This window comes from Paenibacillus sp. 102, assembly GCF_039549175.1.
In the GTDB taxonomy this organism is placed as follows: Bacteria; Bacillota; Bacilli; order Bacillales; family Bacillaceae_G; genus Bacillus_A.
Genome location: NZ_JBCGHT010000028.1, coordinates 25,712 through 45,786, shown reverse-complemented (window position 1 = coordinate 45,786; position 20,075 = coordinate 25,712). Strand labels below are relative to the sequence as shown.

The window sequence follows — 20,075 nt, the reverse complement described above, 5'->3', positions numbered from 1 at the left end:
AAAAAATTGAAACCCGTCAGGGTTTATTTGATATGCCCACTTTTATAAAATCTATAAAAGATAATAATAAACTATATGAAAAGACCGCATTTTGTATGAAAATATACCTTAAGTTGATGGATGTGTGACGCTACCCCATAATGTAGTTTTAAGGTGTATCAGCACTTTGCTTGATACGCCTATTTTTCATGGTTTTAATCACTAATTGTCGTAATAAAAAACAAAAAACATGTAGTGATAAAAGGAGTGAATTCCCCACTCCTTTTTTATTATCATATAATTGTTTAACAACATGCCTTCATTGCTAGATTTAGCCTTAAACTTCATTATCCTTGTCTCTCAGTAAAATGTATAAAACTTGGTGTTTTTTATTTTACATATTTCCCAATAAATACAAAGCATGCTATAAAAACGATGACAATCGCGTATAAGGATGACGGTAAAAACTTCATTGCCCATAATCCCATTGTAATGGTTGCAAGTGTCAAATAACCCATTTTCGCATAGTATGTCATTTTTTTTCGTAAAAGAAATACATATAAATAACCAATTGGTGGTGTAACCAAACAAAAAATGAAGATAAGCGTTGAATTGAAATACCATTTTTGTTTAGCTAGTTGCTCCATTTCTTCTTCTACCATTTTATCTTCTTGTTCCTTTATATCTTTTTCAAAAGTATCCTCATCTTCCCCAGTCTTTTCACTCATATAAGGAATAAAGTGAAAAAAGAAATAATAGAAAAACATTGTTGCCCCAAGCTTTAAATCGAATGTCTTTTCCGCTATACGTTCACTTACAAAACTCAGAACTATTGGAAAAACAAAAACGTATGTCATCATCCAAAATGTTTTTTTCCGTTTTTCCTTCTTTCTCTCCTGTTTATTTTGTTCCTGTTTTCTTCGATATATCCATAGTGAGATACAGCAATCCATTACAAATATACAAAAAATAAAAAGAGCGATATACATAGGTTTTGTATATTGTAAATTAAAGATATCAGGAAAAGCATGTGTAACTATAATGACCGTATATAAAATAATGACAAACCTATAAAACAACTCCATCTCCCCTTATTTTTTAACATCCTAATAATAAAACATTAACATATAAAATACAGATATTGTTATACAATAAGTAAATTTCGGTTACGCTAAAAAAAAACGAAATGAGGAATACTATATGGGAGATTACGAACGAATTATTTTAGATGTAAATGATGAAGAAATTGAAATGCTCGATACAATCTGTTCTCATTTTAAAGAAAAGCACGGCGTTGAGCTAAGCCATGGTGCATTACTCCGTGACTTAATGGATATTGAGTATATTCGTATTACAGAAAATAGGCATAAATATGAATAAGGAAAAAATGACATAACATTACACTTATTAGAGGTTATACAATTGTATAACCTCTTTTTTCATAATAAAAAAACGTTCATTCCGTGGCAAAACCACTTTACTGAACGTCTTTTCAATCACTTATATAAGATTATCCTTATACCTTTTTAACAAATTCAGATTTTAATTTCATAGCTCCAAAACCGTCAATTTTGCAATCGATATCATGATCTCCATCAACTAAACGGATACTCTTTACTTTTGTACCTATTTTGATAACGGATGAAGTTCCTTTTACTTTCAGGTCTTTGATTACTGTTACAGCATCCCCATCGTTTAAGATATTTCCATTTGCATCTTTCACAACTTTTGTATCTTCACTATTTTCAGTCTCTGATTCTAAAGCCCACTCATGCGCGCACTCTGGGCAAACAAAAAGACTTCCATCTTCATACGTATATTCTGAATTACATTTCGGACAGTTTGGTAAGTTTTGCATTTTTTTTATTTCCTCCATTATAAAAATTACTTTCAATTCCCTTTTTATAGCTTCATAACCATAACAATTACGAACTTAAAATTCACGAAAAGTAGGGATATTCCTTATATACTGCCATAGTATTTTCAGATTGACAAGCCAACTTTATGTGAACATTTTGTCTGCAAATTAAAAAGAGGATACTTTGCTCCTGTATGGAACTTAGTATCCTCTCATCCTTATAAATTTACAGTCTCTCCCACTAACACTTTAGCCTTTTCCAAAGCTTTTTGAATTTGTTCAAACCCTGTCCCACCTGCACTATTACGGCGTTTTACCGCTGCATATGGCGAAAGAACTTCATATAAATCCTCTTCAAATAACGGACTCATTTCTTGATACGTTTCTAATGGTACATCTAATAAATAGATTCCTTTTTGCGTGCAATGAAGAACAAGTTTCCCGACAATTTCATGCGCTTGGCGAAACGGAAGTCCTTTGCTTGCTAAGTAATCAGCAATTTCTGTTGCATTAGAGAAGTCTTGTGTTACGGCTTGCCCCATTTTTTCTTTTTTTACAGTCATCGTTTCTAGCATGCCAGTCATAATATGAAGGCAGCCTTCTACTGTTTTAACTGTATCAAACATTCCTTCTTTGTCTTCTTGTAAGTCTTTATTATAAGCAAGCGGTAAACCTTTCATTACCGTTAATAAACTAAATAGATTACCGTATACTCTCCCTGTTTTACCACGAATGAGTTCAGCCATATCAGGGTTTTTCTTTTGCGGCATAATGCTGCTTCCTGTTGCATATTGGTCGCTCATTTCAATAAATTGAAACTCCTGACTGCTCCATAAAATGAGCTCTTCGCAAAAGCGCGATAAATGCATCATTAATATGGATGAATTGCTAAGAAACTCTAATATAAAATCACGGTCACTTACCGCATCTAAGCTATTTTCATAGATTCCTTCAAAGCCGAGGAGTTCTGCACTATACACACGGTCAATCGGAAATGTCGTCCCCGCAAGAGCACCTGCGCCAAGCGGAGAAATATTAATACGTTTTAGTGAATCTTCATACCGATTTACATCACGCTCTAGCATCCAAAAGTATGCAAGTACATGATGAGCGAACGAAATTGGCTGCGCGCGCTGCAAATGTGTATACCCTGGCATAATGGTTTCAATGTTTTTCTCTGCTTGATGAACAAGAACCGATTGCAGTTGTTTCGTTGCCTTTATAATATCTTTCACTTTATTACGTAAATATAAATGCATATCTGTCGCAACTTGATCATTACGGCTTCTTCCTGTATGAAGTTTTCCACCAATGTCACCAATTTGCTCAATTAACATCTTTTCAATGTTTAAATGAATATCCTCAGCATCTACTGAAAAAGTTAACTCATTTGCTTTCGCTTTTTCTAGTAAATGTTGTAAGCCTTCCTTAATTTTCTCTGCTTCTTCTTTTGTCACAATTCCCTGCTTCGCAAGCATCGTGACGTGAGCGATACTTCCTTCTATATCTTCTACAACTAATTGCTGGTCAAAGGAGATGGAAGCTCCAAACTCCTCGACCCATTCTTCTGCTTCTGCTGTAAAGCGACCTCCCCAAAGTTTGCTCACGCTTCCACCTTCTTCTGATTCACTTGGCTGTATACTTTTGTTGGAAGACCAAATAAAGAAATAAAGCCAACTGCTGCATCATGGTTAAATTCATCATCCACTGTATATGTTGCTAGTTTTTCATCATATAGAGAGTATTCTGATTTACGTCCTTCTACAATTGCATGGCCCTTAAACAATTTCACGCGCACTGTACCTGTTACTGATTTTTGTGTCTCTTGTAAGAAAGCAACAAGTGCTTGTTTTAAAGGTGAGAACCATAAACCGTTATAAATAAGTTCTGTTAATTTTTGCTCAATCATCGGTTTAAAATGAGCTACTTCTTTTACAAGCGTTAAATCTTCTAACTCTTTATGTGCTGTAAGTAATGTCATTGCTGCTGGACATTCATACACTTCACGTGATTTAATCCCAACAAGACGGTTTTCCACATGATCAATACGTCCAACACCATGTTTTCCAGCAAGAGTGTTTAATGTTTTGATTAGTTCCGAAAGTGAATAGGAAGTGCCATTTAATGTTGTTGGTACACCTGCTTCAAATCCAATTTCTACAAATTCTGGTTTATTCGGTGTATCTTCTAATGCTAATGTCATTTCATATGCATCTTCTGGAGGTGCTGCCCATGGATCTTCTAAAACCCCACATTCATTGCTGCGTCCCCATAAGTTTTGGTCAATTGAAAACGGACTATCTAAATTGATTGGAATTGGCACATCGTTTTCTTTTGCGTATGCAATTTCTTCTTCACGTGACCATTTCCATTCACGTACTGGCGCGATGACTTCTAAATATGGATTTAATGCTTGTATAGAAACTTCAAAACGAACTTGGTCATTCCCTTTTCCTGTACAACCATGAGCTACTGCACTTGCTCCTTCCTGTTCTGCTATTTCTACTAGCTTTTTCGCAATTAATGGACGCGATAATGCCGAAACAAGTGGGTATTTTCCTTCGTATAACGTATGACCTTGCAGAGCCATCAATGCATATTCATTCGCAAATTCTTCTTGTACATCAATCATGTATGATTTAACAGCACCTACTGAAATTGCCTTTTCTTTTACGAACTCTAAATCTTTACCTTCCCCTAAATCTAAACAAAGTGCAATAACATCGTAATTTTTCTCTTGTAACCATTTAATTGCAACGGAAGTATCAAGACCTCCGGAATATGCTAACACAACTTTTTTCTTCTCCATTTTATATCCCCCTAAAGAATAAATATTCATTATGATTAATATTAATTCAAACTTTAACACCTTTTATAAAATGAATCAAGAGATATTAGTAAAAATTTTTCAAACAATTTCGTCGAACTTCTTTCTTTTTTTCGGTACAATGGAAACAGAAAATGGGGGTGTCTATATGGAACAATATTTTATATACGATGAACACCTAGGAATAGAAGTGCCTGAGTTACAAGAAGAATGGGAATATATTCCTGAAAAAGTACAGCATGCTATTTTACTAAAGTGGGAACAAATTCGCGGGAAAATTCCTGATCGTATACAAGAACTTGAATATCATATTAATCAAAAACAACATCGCTTAAATAACGAAGAAAATTTTGAAATTTCCTGTAGACTCAATTCTGAAATCGCAAATCTAGCCTCCATCATTAACGATTTATGGCTTTGGTATCGCCTTACTCAAAATGTGTCTGAGGGGAAAACGCATCAATAATAAGCCAGATAAAAAAGCATCTACAAATAGATGCTTTTTTTTATAGTAATTCCATCCTTTTTCATATAAATCTATTTCTTTACTTTCACTGAATTTTAAGCTAGAAGTCTTACTGCCGCAACTAACAAGATAAAACTTCTCTCTCATAGATTGACCCCTCTTTTCTTATATATATCCATTTTAATTTTCCAACATATAAGGCACAGCTACGAAAAGAAGGTCTTCATTCATTTTCTCCTTCTGTTTTCACATGGCATGGGGCTAAAATAGGCACTGACCGCTTCTACCCATGAGCGGATCCTCTCTCCCACCTAAAAGGAATGGTTTTATATCGGTTTTTTAATCCCTATTTATACAATAAAAAAACTTCTCGCAATCCAAAGTTTTTTATTGTATCATGATGCACATGTGGAATAGGAAAGCCATTCCAATTAGATATATATTAAAAACTAATAATTTAATGAACCTAGCTATCTATTTATCAGGTAAACAAAGAAAGGATTGTAAATATGAAAAAAAAACTTCCTATTATCATTTTATCTAGTGCTTTATTATTATCTCCCGTACATAGTTATGCGAACACAGAAATCAGTAAAGACCGCCTTCCTACAGAAGAGTCTTCTTCCTCTCATTCCAAAACAAATGAACAAACAAAAACGTTAAAAAAAGATGAATCCATAAATGATGTTTCAACTAATAAAAAAGAACAGATTCAAGAAAATAATGTAACTTCTGATAAAAAGGAACAAATTCAAGAAAACAATGTAACTCCTGATAATAAAGAACAGATTCAAGAAAATAATGTAACTCCTGATAAAAAGGAGCAATTTCAAGAAAACAATGTAACTCCTGATAATAAAGAACAGATTCAAGAAAACAATGTAACTCCTGATAATAAAGAACAGATTCAAGAAAACAATGTAACTCCTGATAATAAAGAACAGATTCAAGAAAACAATGTAATGCCTGATAAAAAAGAACAAATTCAAGAAAGTAATACGAAATTAGATACAAACGAGGAAGAGAAAGTCGAAAAAAAAGGTTGGATTAAAGAAGGTAATACTTGGTACTATTACTCAAATAATGAGAAAGTAACTGGATGGAAATCCGAACAAGGTAACTGGTATTATCTTCATGACAATGGCGCAATGGCTACTGGATGGACGAAAATTAATGGTTCTTGGTATCTTCTTCAACCTAATGGGGTAATGGCTACCGGGTGGTATTTTGATGGCGTTAACTGGTTCTATCTTCATAATAGCGGCAATATGGCTACTGGATGGACGAAAATTAATGGTTCTTGGTATCTTCTTCAACCCAACGGTGTAATGGCTACCGGGTGGTATTTTGATGGCGTTAACTGGTTCTACCTTCATAATGGCGGCAATATGGCTACTGGATGGACGAAAATTAACGGTTCTTGGTATCTTCTTCAACCTAACGGTGTAATGACCACAGGATGGTATTTTGATGGCGTTAACTGGTTCTACCTTCATAATGGCGGCAATATGGCTACTGGATGGACGAAAATTAACGGTTCTTGGTATCTTCTTCAACCTAATGGGGTAATGGCTACCGGGTGGTATTTTGATGGCGTTAACTGGTTCTACCTTCATAATGGCGGCAATATGGCTACTGGATGGATCCAAGATAATGGAAAATGGTATTACTTATATGAAGATGGGGTCATGAAAAAAGAATCTGTGTATTTAGATGCTCCAATGATTTTCCAACTACCTGAATTACATAATGGCTGTGAAGTCGTTTCCATGACAATGATGCTAAAATATCATGGACATAATGTAGACAAACTAACGCTTGCTAAACAATTACCTGTCGATTCTACACCCATGATACGAAGCGCTGGATCTATTTTAACGTGGGGGGATCCTTCAGTTGGATTTGTCGGAGATGTAACAGGCGCATCTCCTGGATATTCGATTGACCCAGCGCCATTAAAAAGAGTATTAGATCGTTATACAAATAACGGTATCAATTTAACAGGCTCTGATTTTTCTAAAATTGAGCGTTTAGTAGCACAAGGCAAACCGGTTGTAACTTGGATTACAGCATCTTTTTCACATCCTGTAGCTCCAAAAAGTTGGAAAACTTTATCTGGAAAAGTGATACAAGCTGATTTTGATATGCACGCAGTATTAGTCACTGGGTACGATAATGATTATGTATATATTAATGACCCTCTTCGACGTGGTAAAGGGGCTAAAATCCCCAAAAACAAATTTATTAGTAGCTACAACTATATGGGCAAAAAAGCATTAAGTATGTAGTGAACACGAAAAAAGAGTTAAAATGGCATTCATTTTAGCTCTTTTATTTTACAAATTTATTTTTTTATCATACACTCCTATTTCCCTAAACCACTTATAAATATTTGTCTTTATCCCATATAATAAATAAAAGAGATTTTGAAAGGAGCATACAGTTCATGAAAGCTTTTATCATTATCGTTCTTACTTTTCTTAGTGTCATTAGTTGGGATGCTTTTTTTAAAGACAAAGATGATAAAAATAATCTAAATCCACGCGATGAATAATTTTTCTTTAGTATGGATTTTTCTCTTTAGTCCTTATACCAAACTCGTCATTACCAAGATTATTCTACAAAAATATACGAGAATCCTAATTCCGACGCTATGAACCTGCAAATTATGTAGTTTTTCCTCCTATTATTGTCGGTTTCCATCCACATACATTTTTAGAAAGTATGATATAATAATATAAAATCTTTTACAGAAAGGATTTAGATATCATGATCGCTCGAAGGAGCATGTGGCATCGAATTGATGAATCTTACACGTAGCGTATTTTTTCAGCTCAGATACTTTGTCTAGCGAAAAAAATACGAGAGTGGGGAAATTATGATTGCCCGAAGGATAATTTGGCAACGAAAAGACTCTTCTTACACATAGCGTTTTGTTTAAGTCGCATTGATAATTACTAAACAAAACAAAGAAGAGGGCAAGATTGCTAAATAACAAATCTTACTCCACGTTTTGTTTAGTCGTTTTTAGGCTTAAACTAAAACGAAAGTAGGGAGAATTGATGGACGAGAGGATTATTCGTTATTTCTTCAGCGACATATAGCGTAGTTAGTTTGATGTAAACTAACTGAAGGCTACATGGGCTCGTAGTTAGTTTACAAGATGAAAAGAACTACTAACTACGGAAAGAAGGAATAACGATGAGGAACATCCAAAGTCGACAAATTATTAAAGAAATTTTCATGGTTTTAATCGGTTCATTTATTTTATCAGCCGCACTATATCACATTCATTTCCAAAACCATTTAACAGAAGGTGGATTTGTAGGAATCGCGCTATTTATACAACACTTTTTTGATATTTCACCGTCAATTTCAACTGTATTGATGGATATCCCGGTCATTTTACTATGCGCTACATTTTTAGGTAAAAAAATGGTTGGCTATTCATTTATGGGTTCGATTTCATTCGGAGTGTTTTATTCTTTCATGGAAAATTATTCTCCATTTGCGGTAGATTTATCAAATCATTTATGGATAGCAGCAGTAGTGGGTGGCGCGTTAGCTGGTATTGGCCTCGGTTTTATATTGCGATTTGGCGGTGCAACCGGTGGAGACGATATTTTAACAATTATACTAAGTAAAAAAACTCGCTTTACAATTGGGCAAATTTTCTTCGTCTTTGACGCGATTGTTCTAGCGCTTTCATTATATTATTTAACATGGACAGAAATTGCTTTTACTATTCTTTCAATTGCCGTTCAGGCAAAAACATTGGATTTAATTTATTATCCAAAAACAGAAAAGAAAGCAGTATCTATTCCAATGTCAAAAAAACATGCAACAAACTAAAAGCGAAAGGCCTTTGCCTTTCGCTTTTTTTATACACTTTTTTCTTTCTCTAATATGTAACGCACTTGGTAGAACCTGTTTGCAAATTCCGTTACATTCCGCGTTAGACGATAATTCACCGTAGAGCCAATCGCAATCCCTAACACAGGCACCCCCTGGAATAATTTACGGCGAAGCGCATAGATGGAAAAAGTCTTCAAAATTTGTTTTAATACAACTTCTGTAGAAGCTGGTTTTAACACTTCCTCTTCCCCTTCATAAAAAAATGAATCCTCTTGTTCTAACTCCTGAAGCAAGTTATACCAAGCATATTGCTGGAGTCTTGCTGGCAACAGGGCAGCGTGGAATACTTTTAAAGCAAGCATCATTTCATAAGGCTTGTTCACATCATGCCCAAACGATGTCGCAATAAGCTGAACGGCCTTTACATTTAACGTAATCATAACAGGAAAGTCAGCAGTTAATAATAGCAAACCACCTACTCCGGTCGCTCCTCCCTGCACGAAAGAATATAAACGATGACGCGCTGTCTGTTGCTCTGCTATATATGTTAATTGATCAATGGACAATCCTTTCAATTCTTCCAGCTGTTCAATCGATTCATCAAACAATCGTGCTGTTCCTAAAATACGATTGCGTGCATCAAGCTGTGATTGTGAGCTTTGAATCAATGCATGGAGATGGAATAACCATCCGTCTGCTTTCGCAAAAAATTCTTTTCGCTTTTTCTCAGGAACCTTTGCAACTGAAGCATGCAACCACTTATCAAACACCTTTTGAAAATCGGTAGACTCTTGTTCTAACAATTGTCCTTCCCAATTTTTAACCTCTTGTAAAATGGCTTGTTCTCGCTTTGACCGCATCGCAACAACCACCTCGCTCAATTTTTTTCTATTGTAACATATTTCCGGTTTTTCTTTGTAAATCTGATAAACTAAACATATGTTTATCCAGTACATAGGAGGTTATTATATGTACCCACGTTCAAAGGCATTTGGAATTGTACTTCACAACGAACGAATTCTCGTTCAAGAGTATATTACAGAAAGTGGAACATATTACAGACCACTCGGCGGTTCTATTGAATTTGGAGAGAAATCAGCTGAAACGGTGATTCGTGAATTTAAGGAAGAATTAGGGACACAGGTAGAAGTACGTGATTACTTAGAATGCCTTGAAAACATCTTTTATGTAGATAAAGAAATTGGACATGAGATTATTCAATTGTACTCACTTCGTTTTGTTGATACATCACTGTATGAAATCGAAATACTTGTTATACGAGATGCAGAGCCAAATGCATATGCAAAGTGGCTTCCCGTTACAGCATTTCTCGAACAAGAAAAAATATTGTACCCAAATGGACTTATGAATTTCCTCACAGCAAAAAGAAAAGACGAAATCCTATAGGATTCCGTCTTTTTTTATATATTAACCGATGTCTCCAAGACGTAATACGTCACGAGCAATCATAACTTCTTCGTCAGTTGGAATTATGATAATTTTTACTGGAGAGTGAGGGAAGCTGATAAATGCTTCTTCACCGAATACGTTGTTGCGTTTTGCATCAAAGTATACGCCCATAAATTCAAGGCCTTCTAATACGCGCTCACGAACGATTGCACTGTTTTCACCTACACCAGCTGTGAAGATGATTGCGTCAACACCTTTCATACGAGCTGCGTAAGAACCAATGTATTTATGAATACGGCTTACGAATACGTCTAATGCTACTTTCGCACGCTCGTCGCCTTCTTCTTCTTTTGCAATGATGTCACGTAGGTCACTAGAGAAACCAGTAAGACCTAACATACCACTTTTCTTATTTAACACGTTAACTACTTCTTCTACAGTTTGACCTGTTTTTTCCATGATGTATGGAATTAACGCAGGGTCAAGGTTACCAGAACGTGTACCCATTGTTACACCCGCAAGTGGAGTGAAGCCCATAGAAGTATCGATAGATTTTCCGCCTTCTACAGCTGCGATACTTGCACCGTTACCTAAGTGACAAGAAAGTAAACGTAAGCTTTCAAGTGGACGACCTAATAATTCAGCCGCGCGCTCAGTTACATATTTATGAGAAGTTCCGTGGAAACCGTATTTACGGATGCCGAATTTTTCATAGTACTCGTATGGTAAGCTGTAAAGATACGCAGATTCTGGCATTGTTTGGTGGAATGCTGTATCAAATACTGCTACTGCTGGTACATTCGGAAGTACTTCTTGGAATGCTTTAATACCAACAACGTTTGCTGGGTTATGAAGTGGTGCTAAGTCGCTTAAATCTTCGATATCTGCTAATACTTGATCAGTAATTAAAACAGAATCAGCAAATTTTTCGCCGCCGTGTACAACACGATGACCGATACCGCCAATCTCATCAAGAGATTTCACAATACCATTTTCAGTTAATTTGTTAAGAAGCATATTAACGGCTACTGCATGATCTGGAATATTTGTAACTTCTTTTTGTTTTTCGCCGTTCACAGTAATTGTGAAGATACCATCCTCTAAACCGATACGTTCTACTAAACCTTTTGTTAATACTTTTTCACTTGGCATTTCAAATAATTGGAACTTTAAGGAAGAGCTTCCTGCATTAATCGCGATGATTTTTGACATCTAGTCTTTCGCCCCTTTTTCTCTTGGTAGTTATGTGGATCAAGCCACAAACCGCTCGATTTTATCTGATTAAATTCACTAAAAATGAAAACGTTTCATTCTCAGTAAATTTTATACTCACGAGTTTAATTTAAACATCGTACGACATATATTTCAAGTGAAAAAATTGTAACACCAAGAAAAAATATATATTACAGATTTCAAAAAAATTCAGTTTTATCTTGTATATATTAAAAGTTATTAGGCACAATATAAAACTGTACTATATCTAAGTGCACTTCTGTTACACACATTATGATTTATGTGTTGCAAACCAGTTGTTCAATTGAGTCATCATATTCTCCATTGCTTTCATATTGGAAAACTTAGGTAATTCCGCTAACAACGCCTGTTTTGGCATCGTTACATTTGGACCTTTCTTTTGGAGAACAAATATACTTTTTGCATTTTTCTCGTTTTTAAACATGGAAACAGGAAGCTGTAATAGCCCTTGAATAAAGCTTGTTTCTTTAATAAAAGCATGCAGTTTTGGTGCTTGATCACTTTCAAAGATGAAGTTAGGTACTAAGAAGAATAAATACCCGCCTTCTTTTGTATGCTTCACACTTTGTTCAATAAATAAGTGATGTGCATAAGACATTCCTTCATCTGCTTTTAAAGTATATTCACTTGCACCAATTTCGTTTGGATAAAACCCAATTGGTAAATCAGAAACAACTGCATCAACTGGATCAATATATAACGGTGCTAATCCATCTTGATTGAAAAACTCAATTGCTTGCTTTTGTAAATTTGCATTCACTAAAGCAAGTTTAACAAGCAAGTCATCTACTTCTACACCAAATCCACTTATTGTTGTTCCTTCTTGCGTACCATTAAAGATTGTCGTTATTAAATTCCCTGTTCCAATGGCAGGATCTAAAACAACAATTTCTTTTTGGTCTTTCATAAATTTATGGAACAAATAACTCATAAACATTCCAACTGCATCGGGCGTCATTTCGTGATTGGCTTGTACACCCTCTTTCATCCCTTTTAGGATGGCAAGCTGAAATGCTTTGCGAATTTCCTCGCTTTTATATTTTTCTTCATTAAACTTACTATATTCACGATTCAACCGTTCAATTGTTGATTCAGATAATTCCTCTTGCAGAATCGCTCCTTCAAACAAGTTATCTCCTGTTTCCACAAGCGCTTCTAAATATGTTACATCCAATTCTTTACGTAAAATTACGGTAGAAGAATCAAAAATAGAAAATAATGTTTCTACTGTCTGACTCACATATATTCCTCCTTCAGTCAATTACACATAACTTATATCATACCACAATCTAATTTTTTGCCAAAAGAAAAAGCGACCTCTTTTTTAGAGCTCCCTTTTCAAATTGAAATTTTATCTCGGCGTTTTTTCTCATATATCGACCGTTTCTTCTTATATATCAGCGCTTTTTTTCAATATATCGGCGATTCGACACAAGATATCGTCCCGTCGACACTATATGAGAAAAAACGACCTCTCACAAAGAGGCCGCCTTCATTCACATTACTTCGCAGATTTTGCTGCTTCTAATGCTGCTTCATAGTTCGGATGGCTTGTACCTTCGCTTACGTATTCTACGTAAACTACTTTGTCATTGCTATCTACTACAAATACTGCACGAGCAAGTAAACGAAGCTCTTTCATTACTAAGCCGTAAGCTTCACCGAATGAAAGGTCACGGTGGTCAGAAAGTGTTGCTACGTTTTCTAAGCCGTTTGCTGCACACCAGCGTTTTTGAGCGAATGGTAGGTCCACACTAATTGTTAATACTTTCGTGTTTTCAATACCAGCTGCTTCTTGGTTAAAACGACGAGTTTGTGCATCGCACACACCTGTATCGATAGATGGTACAACACTAATTAATTTCACTTCACCTTTGTATGTTTCTAAACTTACTGGAGATAAGTCGTTTGCTAGCACTTGGAAGTTTGGCGCTTGATCGCCAACTTTAACTTCTGTTCCAACTAAAGTAATTGGGTTACCTTTAAAAGTTACATTTGCCACTTGAAAATCCTCCCTTATTTTAAACAAAATATGTACAATGTAAATGATAGTTTGTCCCTGTGCAGAATGCAAATAAAATCGCTTTATTTACAAAAAATAAAGAAGCTAACCAATCGATTAGCTTCTTTTCGCTGCTAGATTTCAAATTCTGGTTCATCACCTTTTCGCTTCTCCATCATTTCTTTCACTTTATCAACAGCTTGTGGTGCTAACTCAATGATTTTATCAATCACATGTGTCTGTTTATCTAAATGTAATACTTTTATCCCTTCTCCATTTATAACGAGAAAAGCGACTGGGTTAATGGAAACACCACCACCACTCCCTCCACCAAATGGATGACGGCCCGAGCTATCTATTCTTCCAAATTCACTCCCGCCAGCAGCAAATCCAAAGCTCACTTTAGAAACCGTTAAAATGACGCTTCCATCCGCTGCTTTAATTGGATCGCCGATAATTGTATTTACATCTGTCATTTGTTTTAAATGCTGCATTGCAGTTGTCATTAAACCTTGAATTGGATGATCCATTTTATCCTCCTACGTTTGAATAGAATTTCCGGCTACACCAGATTTCTGTTTTCTCATAAACCAGAGTATTTTCACTCCTGCCACTACGGCGCGATATATGTGAAAGGATGCTGTTAATTCACCTTTCGATGCAAATCCCTTCCCTTGAAACACAGACGTAATCTCAAACTCCGGTATATCAATAACACGTGTATATTGTGCCAAGACCCCGGCAGCCATTCCTTTTAGTCCCCATGCATATCCAGTGACAATTCCAGTACTAGCTGCGTCGCCTGTTCCAATTTGCGAATGCCATTTCCAACTATTGATTTTCACTTTTTTAAGAAAACCTTTAAGGGTAGTATGGATCTGTTCAAGCTTTTTTATCAGTTCCCCGATACTATCAAGCTGTGCCATAATTTTGTTGTCAATACCGCCATCTTCTTCTGCTTTCTCAATTTTTTGTCCAATCTTTTTTTGCTGTTTTTCAATTCTTTCTAAAATATCAAACGTATAGTGAATCATCCATATTTTCACTTGAAATAAACATTGTTTCTCCATTTCTGAATATAAAAACGTCACTTTAAGCGATAGTCTCGACAATAGTATAAGTAAAATGAGAAAGAGAAGAATTCCAATTCCAATTACAAGCCACTTCATTCGTACCATCCTTTCACTCCACATCCATTATCGACAGGTTCAAACAGGATTAAACAAGTAATGATAAAATTGAATATAAAAATTTTTCTAAAAATAAAGAGGGATTTTGACATTTTATATCGAAATATACTATTTGAGCATACCATCAGATTTTTTCTAATGGGGCACAACGCTAAATTTGACTGCAATGGAGGGATACACAATGGCAGATCGTCGCAATTTATTTTTCTTTTATGGTGATGACAAAGCAGCGCTTGTCGAAAAAATGAAGCCAATATATCGTATTTTAGAGGAAAATGGATTTACCATATTAAATCATCCAAAAAATGCAAACGCTATCGTCAGTATCGGAGATGATGGAACCTTCTTACAAGCCGTTCGTAAAACAGGCTTTAGAGAAGATTGCTTATATGCAGGTGTTTCTACGAAAGATGAAATTTCTTTCTACTGTGATTTCCATATTGATCATGTCGATACAGCCCTTCAAGAAATTACACAAAATGAAATTGAAGTGCGTAAATACCCAACAATTCAAATAGATGTTGATAATGACACATCTTTCCATTGTTTAAATGAGTTTTCTTTACGCTCTAGCATCATTAAAACATTTGTAGTAGATGTGCATGTTGATGATTTATATTTTGAAACATTTAGAGGAGACGGCTTAGTTATCTCTACCCCGACAGGAAGTACAGCTTATAATAAATCATTGCATGGCGCGGTTGTCGATCCACTCATTCCATGCTTCCAAATAAGCGAACTTGCTTCTTTAAATAACAACACATATCGTACACTTGGATCACCGTTTATTTTAAACCATGAACGTACATTAACATTGAAGCTTGCTCCAGACGGTAATGATTACCCTGTTATCGGCATGGATAATGAAGCACTTAGCATTAAACAAGTCGAAAAAGCAGTCGTACGTTTAAGCGATAAACAAATTAAAACAGTAAAACTAAAAAACAATTCGTTCTGGGAAAAAGTACAGAGAACGTTTTTATAAGCAAAAAAACGAGTGCTGGGAGATTCCCTGGCACTCGTTTTTTACGATCTATACCTCGATTGTTATCGAGTAATCGATATTATTCTTGATAGACCGTCTGGCCATCTATTATAGTTGCGGCAACTCGTATATTTTTTATTTCCTCTGATTCAATTTCAAATATGTCACGATCTATAATGGTAAAATCCGCTTCATATCCTTTTATAATTTTACCGCGCTTACCTTCTTTTCCAATCGCATAGGCGCTTCCAGTTGTAAATAAAGAGACAGCTTCAAATACGGATAACTTCTCTTCAGGTATGTAACATGCCCCATCAATAAAGCTTCTCCGCGTTACTGCACTATAGATTCCTAAAAAGGGATTTACTTGTTCAATTGGAGCATCTGATCCACCTGCGCAATGTAATTCGGCACCGAGCAATGTTTTCCAAGCATACGCATACCGAAGCCGATGCTCTCCTAACTTTTCAATCACTGATGGAAAATCAGATGAGACGAATACAGGCTGAATATCAATGATAGCAGGCAAGGACTTCATCCGTGCAATTAATTCTTCGCGCGCAAGCTGACAATGAATGATACGATCGCGTAGCCCCTCTGCCGGCGGATGTAATTCTAGCGCATCAATCACATACTCAAGCGATAAATCACCGATTGTATGAATTGCAACTGGCATATGTAAGTTACGTGCCTTTTTTACGAGCTCAGCTAATTCTTCACGAGAAAAAATGGCGACACCATTTATTTCCTTCGCATCTGCATATGGCTCACTTAATAATGCTGTTCTTCCGCCAAATGAGCCATCTGAAAAAATCTTCATCGCTCCGAATTCAATATAATGCTGATTCTCATATTCTTTTCGTTCACTTGCTACCTCATGGTGTACAAGTAAATGGGATTTGAACGGCATTTCTTTTATTACGTGAGAAAACGCACGATATGTTTTCTGAAAACCACCATAATAATTTAGGTCTTCTGTATGCCCTCCTACTAGTCCATATTTCCAGCAATCTTGAATAGCTGTTTGCAATGCTCTTTGTAAATAAGCTTCGTTAATTTCTGGCTGCACATGCTTAATTAAATCTTGCGCCTGTTCATACAACAGCCCTGTTAGTTCTCCAGATACTCCGTGACCAATTTTTCCGCCTTTTGGGTCTGGCGTTTCTGCTGTTACATTTGCCATTTCCAATATGTAAGAGTTCACCCATGTAACATGACGACAAACGCGTTTTAATAAGATAGGATGTTTTTTCGAAATTGCATCTAAATCACGGACATGGACGTTTTTCATATCTGTGAAATTATTTTCATTCCAACCTTCACCAACAATCCATATACCCTCTGCCGCTTCATTCACCCGCTCTCTAATGAGCAGGAGCATTTCCTGATATGACGTGCATGCAGACAAATCTAATCGAAGTAACCTTTCCCCATGCCCAATAAGATGCATATGACTATCCACAAGACCTGGAATCATCGTTCTTCCTTCTAAATTATGCACCCGCTCAGGTTCATAACGACCTTCTAAGTCTTTTTTATTACCCGTATCTAGAATCATTCCCTCTTCTACATAAACAGCTTCAACTTTTCCCCCCTCTTCATTCATTGTATAAATATGTCCGCCGAACAAAATTTCTCCCATCTTCTCACCCCTTTTTCTTTTAGTCTACGAAAATGAAGCGTAGAAAAAAAGCACCACTTTGCAAACATGGTGCTTTTCCCAAAAATTAATTTTCATTAGCTGGAATTGTTGACACTTGCCATTCTATGTGAAATTTATCTTTTACTTGTCCATATGCCGGGCTCCAGAAAGTTTCTTGAATTGGCATAATGACTTCACCGCCATCTTGCAATTTTTCAAATACTTCTTTTGCCTTCTCTGCATCACTTAATCTAATCGCTATCGTTACTTGTGATCCAATTTCATGTCCTTTACCTGGGAATGTATCTGAAATCATAAGGTCCGTATTCCCAACTTTTAAGTGCGCGTGTAAAACGCGGTCTTTTACTTCATCCGGAACAGTGAACTCTGGAGTTTCAGGCATTTCTCCAAATGTTTGCATGATTTCAACCTTTGCATCTAATGCATGTTCATAAAACTTCACCGCTTCTTGTCCATTACCATCCAAAACTAAATACGGGTTAATACCTAAAATCATAAAAGGCACCTCTTTTTTTAAATTTTTTGGTAATCATCTCACACTCGAAACAGAACATACGTTCCATTAGATCATATCATAATCTTACATGCATATGCAACAATCTAATTCCAGTCTTTTTTACTTTAACCCTAATTCCATTTCTTGTTTTCTAAGTTCAACGCGTCTAATTTTTCCGGAAATCGTTTTTGGTAATTCGTCTACAAATTCAATTTTACGAGGATATTTATAAGGTGCTGTTAATTCTTTAACATGCTCTTGGAGTAAAGAAATTAGTGTATCTTCTTTTTCTTGCACATTGTCTCTTAAGACGATAAATGCCTTTACGACACTTCCGCGGATTTCATCTGGGCTTGCCACTACTGCACACTCCCTTACATACGGATGTTTCACAAGCGCATCTTCAACTTCAAATGGCCCAATTGTATAACCAGAGCTAATGATAATATCATCCCGACGGCCCTCAAACCAAAAATAGCCTTCTTCATCTTTTTTCGCTTTATCACCTGTAATATAATAATCACCACGGAATTGCATCGCTGTTCGCTCATCATCTTTATAATATTGTTTAAAGAGTGCTGGCGTTTCAATATGAACAGCAATATCTCCTACTTCTCCAACAGATACAGGTTGTCCTTCTTCGTTTACAATGTCGACATGATTACCTGGCGTTGGTTTTCCCATGGATCCCGGCTTAATCTCCATGCCTTTCATAACACCAACGAGCAATGTGTTTTCCGTTTGACCATAACCATCCCTGACTGTAACGTTAAAATGCTTTTGGAATGTTTCAATTACCTCTCGGTTCAGCGGCTCTCCTGCAGATACAGCACTATGTAAAGCTGTTAAATTATACTGCTGCAGGTTCTCTACTTTTGCCATTAAGCGATATTCTGTCGGCGTACAACAAAGCACATTCACTTTATTATCATCTAATAACTGTAAATATGTTTTCGGTTCGAATTTACCGTGATACACAAACCCCGTTGCGCCTGAACCGAGCGTTGCTAAAAAAGGACTCCAAATCCATTTTTGCCACCCCGGACTAGCCGTTGCCCATACAACATCATTCTCTTCTATTCCAAGCCAATTCGGAGCGCTTGTACGCAAATGCGCGTAGCCCCAGGCATGTGTATGAACAACGCCCTTTGGATTTCCAGTCGTCCCGGATGTATAAGATAAAAAGACCATATCTTCTCGGTCTGTCTTTGCGATTGCTAATTCATCACTTTCTGTTTCTAATGCAGCTTTTAAATTAATCCAACCATCTACTGACTGCTCGCTCAATACGAATTTTTGAAGAGACTCCATCATCTCTACACCTTCAAATTGCTGAATATACGGTTCATGACTGACAATTGCCTTTACTTCTCCGTGCTGGATGCGATATTCAATATCTTTTTTGCGAAGCATTTCTGAGCTTGGAATGACTACAAACCCCGCTTTAATTGCAGCAATATACGTCATATACGCTTCAATTAAGCGTGGCATCATAATAAGAAGCTTATCCCCTTTTTGCAAACCACTCTTTATAAAAGCGTTTCCAATTTTATTCGCTCCTTTTATCAATTCGCGGTATGTAACCTCACGTCTATTCCCTTCATCATCCTGCCAAATTAACGCAAGCTTCTGCTCGTCATTTGTATATTTTTCTATCTCTGCAACTAAGTTATAAGATGGCGGTGCTAATAATTCTTCCCTCTTCATAATCATCCTCCTTTTTCTCTATGTCTCCCTTATATAATAAAGAATTTTCAGTAAATTTTAAACCTACTTCTTTTGACAAATTTTTTAATTACATGTCGACAAAAAGAAGGAGCGGGGAAACCCGCTCCTTCTAAGCCATCGTATATGGGATTATTTGTGGAAACCGCCTAATTGTTGTTCAGCTAGTGAAACTAGACGTTTTGTAATTTCGCCACCAACAGATCCGTTAGCGCGAGATGTTGAATCAGCTCCAAGTTGAACTCCAAACTCTTGAGCGATTTCGTATTTCATTTGGTCTAATGCTGATTCAGCACCAGGAACCGCTAATTTATTTGTGCTTCGTGCCATATGGTATCACCTCCTTGTGAATATAGAGTGTGATA

At 36.2% G+C, this 20,075-nt stretch carries 20 protein-coding genes; 6 read left to right on the top strand and 14 right to left on the bottom strand.

The window, feature by feature from the left end:
* Positions 1 to 368: 368 nt before the first annotated feature.
* Positions 369 to 1,064, bottom strand: coding sequence for a hypothetical protein (locus AAIE21_RS27565; protein ID WP_343269636.1), 696 nt, complete (start codon positions 1,062 to 1,064; stop codon positions 369 to 371).
* 115 nt (positions 1,065 to 1,179) lie between these two features.
* Between AAIE21_RS27565 and AAIE21_RS27560 the strand changes: the two genes are divergently transcribed.
* Positions 1,180 to 1,359 carry a ProA domain protein gene (locus AAIE21_RS27560; RefSeq protein WP_343269635.1) on the top strand — a complete coding sequence of 60 codons (180 nt, stop codon included), beginning with the start codon at positions 1,180 to 1,182 and terminating at the stop codon, positions 1,357 to 1,359.
* A 136-nt stretch (positions 1,360 to 1,495) separates the two neighbouring features.
* Here the strand turns inward: AAIE21_RS27560 and AAIE21_RS27555 are convergent, their stop codons facing one another.
* The 3 genes from AAIE21_RS27555 to AAIE21_RS27545 form a co-directional block, all read right to left on the bottom strand.
* Positions 1,496 to 1,837, bottom strand: coding sequence for a zinc ribbon domain-containing protein YjdM (locus tag AAIE21_RS27555; RefSeq protein WP_343269634.1), 342 nt, complete (start codon positions 1,835 to 1,837; stop codon positions 1,496 to 1,498).
* A 218-nt stretch (positions 1,838 to 2,055) separates the two neighbouring features.
* On the bottom strand, positions 2,056 to 3,444 hold the full coding sequence (gene argH / locus AAIE21_RS27550) for an argininosuccinate lyase (protein ID WP_343269633.1): 1,389 nt from the start codon (positions 3,442 to 3,444) through the stop codon (positions 2,056 to 2,058).
* Positions 3,441 to 4,646, bottom strand: coding sequence for an argininosuccinate synthase (locus AAIE21_RS27545; protein WP_343269632.1), 1,206 nt, complete (start codon positions 4,644 to 4,646; stop codon positions 3,441 to 3,443). Before AAIE21_RS27545 ends, argH begins: the two co-directional genes overlap by 4 nt.
* 166 nt (positions 4,647 to 4,812) lie before the next feature.
* Here AAIE21_RS27545 and AAIE21_RS27540 point away from each other — a divergent pair, with 166 nt between their 5' ends.
* From AAIE21_RS27540 to AAIE21_RS27530, 3 genes are all read left to right on the top strand, one after another.
* Positions 4,813 to 5,130 carry a radical SAM protein gene (locus AAIE21_RS27540; RefSeq protein WP_343269631.1) on the top strand — a complete coding sequence of 106 codons (318 nt, stop codon included), beginning with the start codon at positions 4,813 to 4,815 and terminating at the stop codon, positions 5,128 to 5,130.
* A gap of 509 nt (positions 5,131 to 5,639) precedes the next feature.
* Positions 5,640 to 7,418, top strand: coding sequence for a C39 family peptidase (locus AAIE21_RS27535; RefSeq protein WP_343269630.1), 1,779 nt, complete (start codon positions 5,640 to 5,642; stop codon positions 7,416 to 7,418).
* Positions 7,419 to 8,331: 913 nt separating this feature from the next.
* Positions 8,332 to 8,982: a YitT family protein gene (locus AAIE21_RS27530; RefSeq protein ID WP_343269629.1), complete on the top strand. Its 651-nt coding sequence runs from the start codon at positions 8,332 to 8,334 to the stop codon at positions 8,980 to 8,982.
* 29 nt (positions 8,983 to 9,011) lie between these two features.
* Here AAIE21_RS27530 and AAIE21_RS27525 read toward each other — a convergent pair whose 3' ends face one another.
* Positions 9,012 to 9,845, bottom strand: coding sequence for an EcsC family protein (locus AAIE21_RS27525; RefSeq protein WP_343269628.1), 834 nt, complete (start codon positions 9,843 to 9,845; stop codon positions 9,012 to 9,014).
* 109 nt (positions 9,846 to 9,954) lie between these two features.
* Between AAIE21_RS27525 and AAIE21_RS27520 the strand changes: the two genes are divergently transcribed.
* Positions 9,955 to 10,392 (top strand): NUDIX hydrolase, encoded by a 438-nt coding sequence (locus AAIE21_RS27520; protein WP_343269627.1) that lies wholly within the window; start codon positions 9,955 to 9,957, stop codon positions 10,390 to 10,392.
* Between the two features lie 21 nt (positions 10,393 to 10,413).
* Here AAIE21_RS27520 and ackA read toward each other — a convergent pair whose 3' ends face one another.
* From ackA to AAIE21_RS27495, 5 genes are all read right to left on the bottom strand, one after another.
* Positions 10,414 to 11,607 carry an acetate kinase gene (ackA, locus tag AAIE21_RS27515; RefSeq protein WP_343269626.1) on the bottom strand — a complete coding sequence of 398 codons (1,194 nt, stop codon included), beginning with the start codon at positions 11,605 to 11,607 and terminating at the stop codon, positions 10,414 to 10,416.
* A 292-nt stretch (positions 11,608 to 11,899) separates the two neighbouring features.
* Positions 11,900 to 12,889, bottom strand: a complete 990-nt coding sequence (locus AAIE21_RS27510; protein ID WP_343269625.1) for a class I SAM-dependent methyltransferase — start codon at positions 12,887 to 12,889, stop codon at positions 11,900 to 11,902.
* A gap of 261 nt (positions 12,890 to 13,150) precedes the next feature.
* Complete coding sequence (gene tpx, locus AAIE21_RS27505; RefSeq protein WP_343269624.1) at positions 13,151 to 13,651, bottom strand: thiol peroxidase; 501 nt, start codon at positions 13,649 to 13,651, stop codon at positions 13,151 to 13,153.
* A gap of 134 nt (positions 13,652 to 13,785) precedes the next feature.
* Positions 13,786 to 14,181, bottom strand: coding sequence for a GerW family sporulation protein (gene ytfJ, locus AAIE21_RS27500; protein ID WP_343269623.1), 396 nt, complete (start codon positions 14,179 to 14,181; stop codon positions 13,786 to 13,788).
* Between the two features lie 9 nt (positions 14,182 to 14,190).
* The gene (locus tag AAIE21_RS27495) at positions 14,191 to 14,829 is read right to left on the bottom strand and encodes a DUF2953 domain-containing protein (RefSeq protein ID WP_343269622.1); all 639 of its coding nucleotides are present in this window, start codon (positions 14,827 to 14,829) and stop codon (positions 14,191 to 14,193) included.
* 193 nt (positions 14,830 to 15,022) lie between these two features.
* Between AAIE21_RS27495 and AAIE21_RS27490 the strand changes: the two genes are divergently transcribed.
* The gene (locus AAIE21_RS27490) at positions 15,023 to 15,826 is read left to right on the top strand and encodes an NAD kinase (RefSeq protein ID WP_343269621.1); all 804 of its coding nucleotides are present in this window, start codon (positions 15,023 to 15,025) and stop codon (positions 15,824 to 15,826) included.
* A 79-nt stretch (positions 15,827 to 15,905) separates the two neighbouring features.
* Here the strand turns inward: AAIE21_RS27490 and AAIE21_RS27485 are convergent, their stop codons facing one another.
* The 4 genes from AAIE21_RS27485 to AAIE21_RS27470 all read right to left on the bottom strand — a co-directional run bounded on the left by AAIE21_RS27485 (position 15,906) and on the right by AAIE21_RS27470 (position 20,040).
* Positions 15,906 to 17,468 carry an amidohydrolase gene (locus AAIE21_RS27485; protein ID WP_343269620.1) on the bottom strand — a complete coding sequence of 521 codons (1,563 nt, stop codon included), beginning with the start codon at positions 17,466 to 17,468 and terminating at the stop codon, positions 15,906 to 15,908.
* Positions 17,469 to 17,553: 85 nt separating this feature from the next.
* Positions 17,554 to 17,985: a VOC family protein gene (locus AAIE21_RS27480; protein WP_343269619.1), complete on the bottom strand. Its 432-nt coding sequence runs from the start codon at positions 17,983 to 17,985 to the stop codon at positions 17,554 to 17,556.
* Between the two features lie 120 nt (positions 17,986 to 18,105).
* Entirely contained in the window at positions 18,106 to 19,692 is a 1,587-nt protein-coding gene (gene mbcS / locus AAIE21_RS27475) for an acyl-CoA synthetase MbcS (protein WP_343269618.1), read from the bottom strand.
* Between the two features lie 150 nt (positions 19,693 to 19,842).
* Complete coding sequence (locus tag AAIE21_RS27470; protein WP_017153881.1) at positions 19,843 to 20,040, bottom strand: alpha/beta-type small acid-soluble spore protein; 198 nt, start codon at positions 20,038 to 20,040, stop codon at positions 19,843 to 19,845.
* Between the last annotated feature and the right edge of the window lie 35 nt (positions 20,041 to 20,075).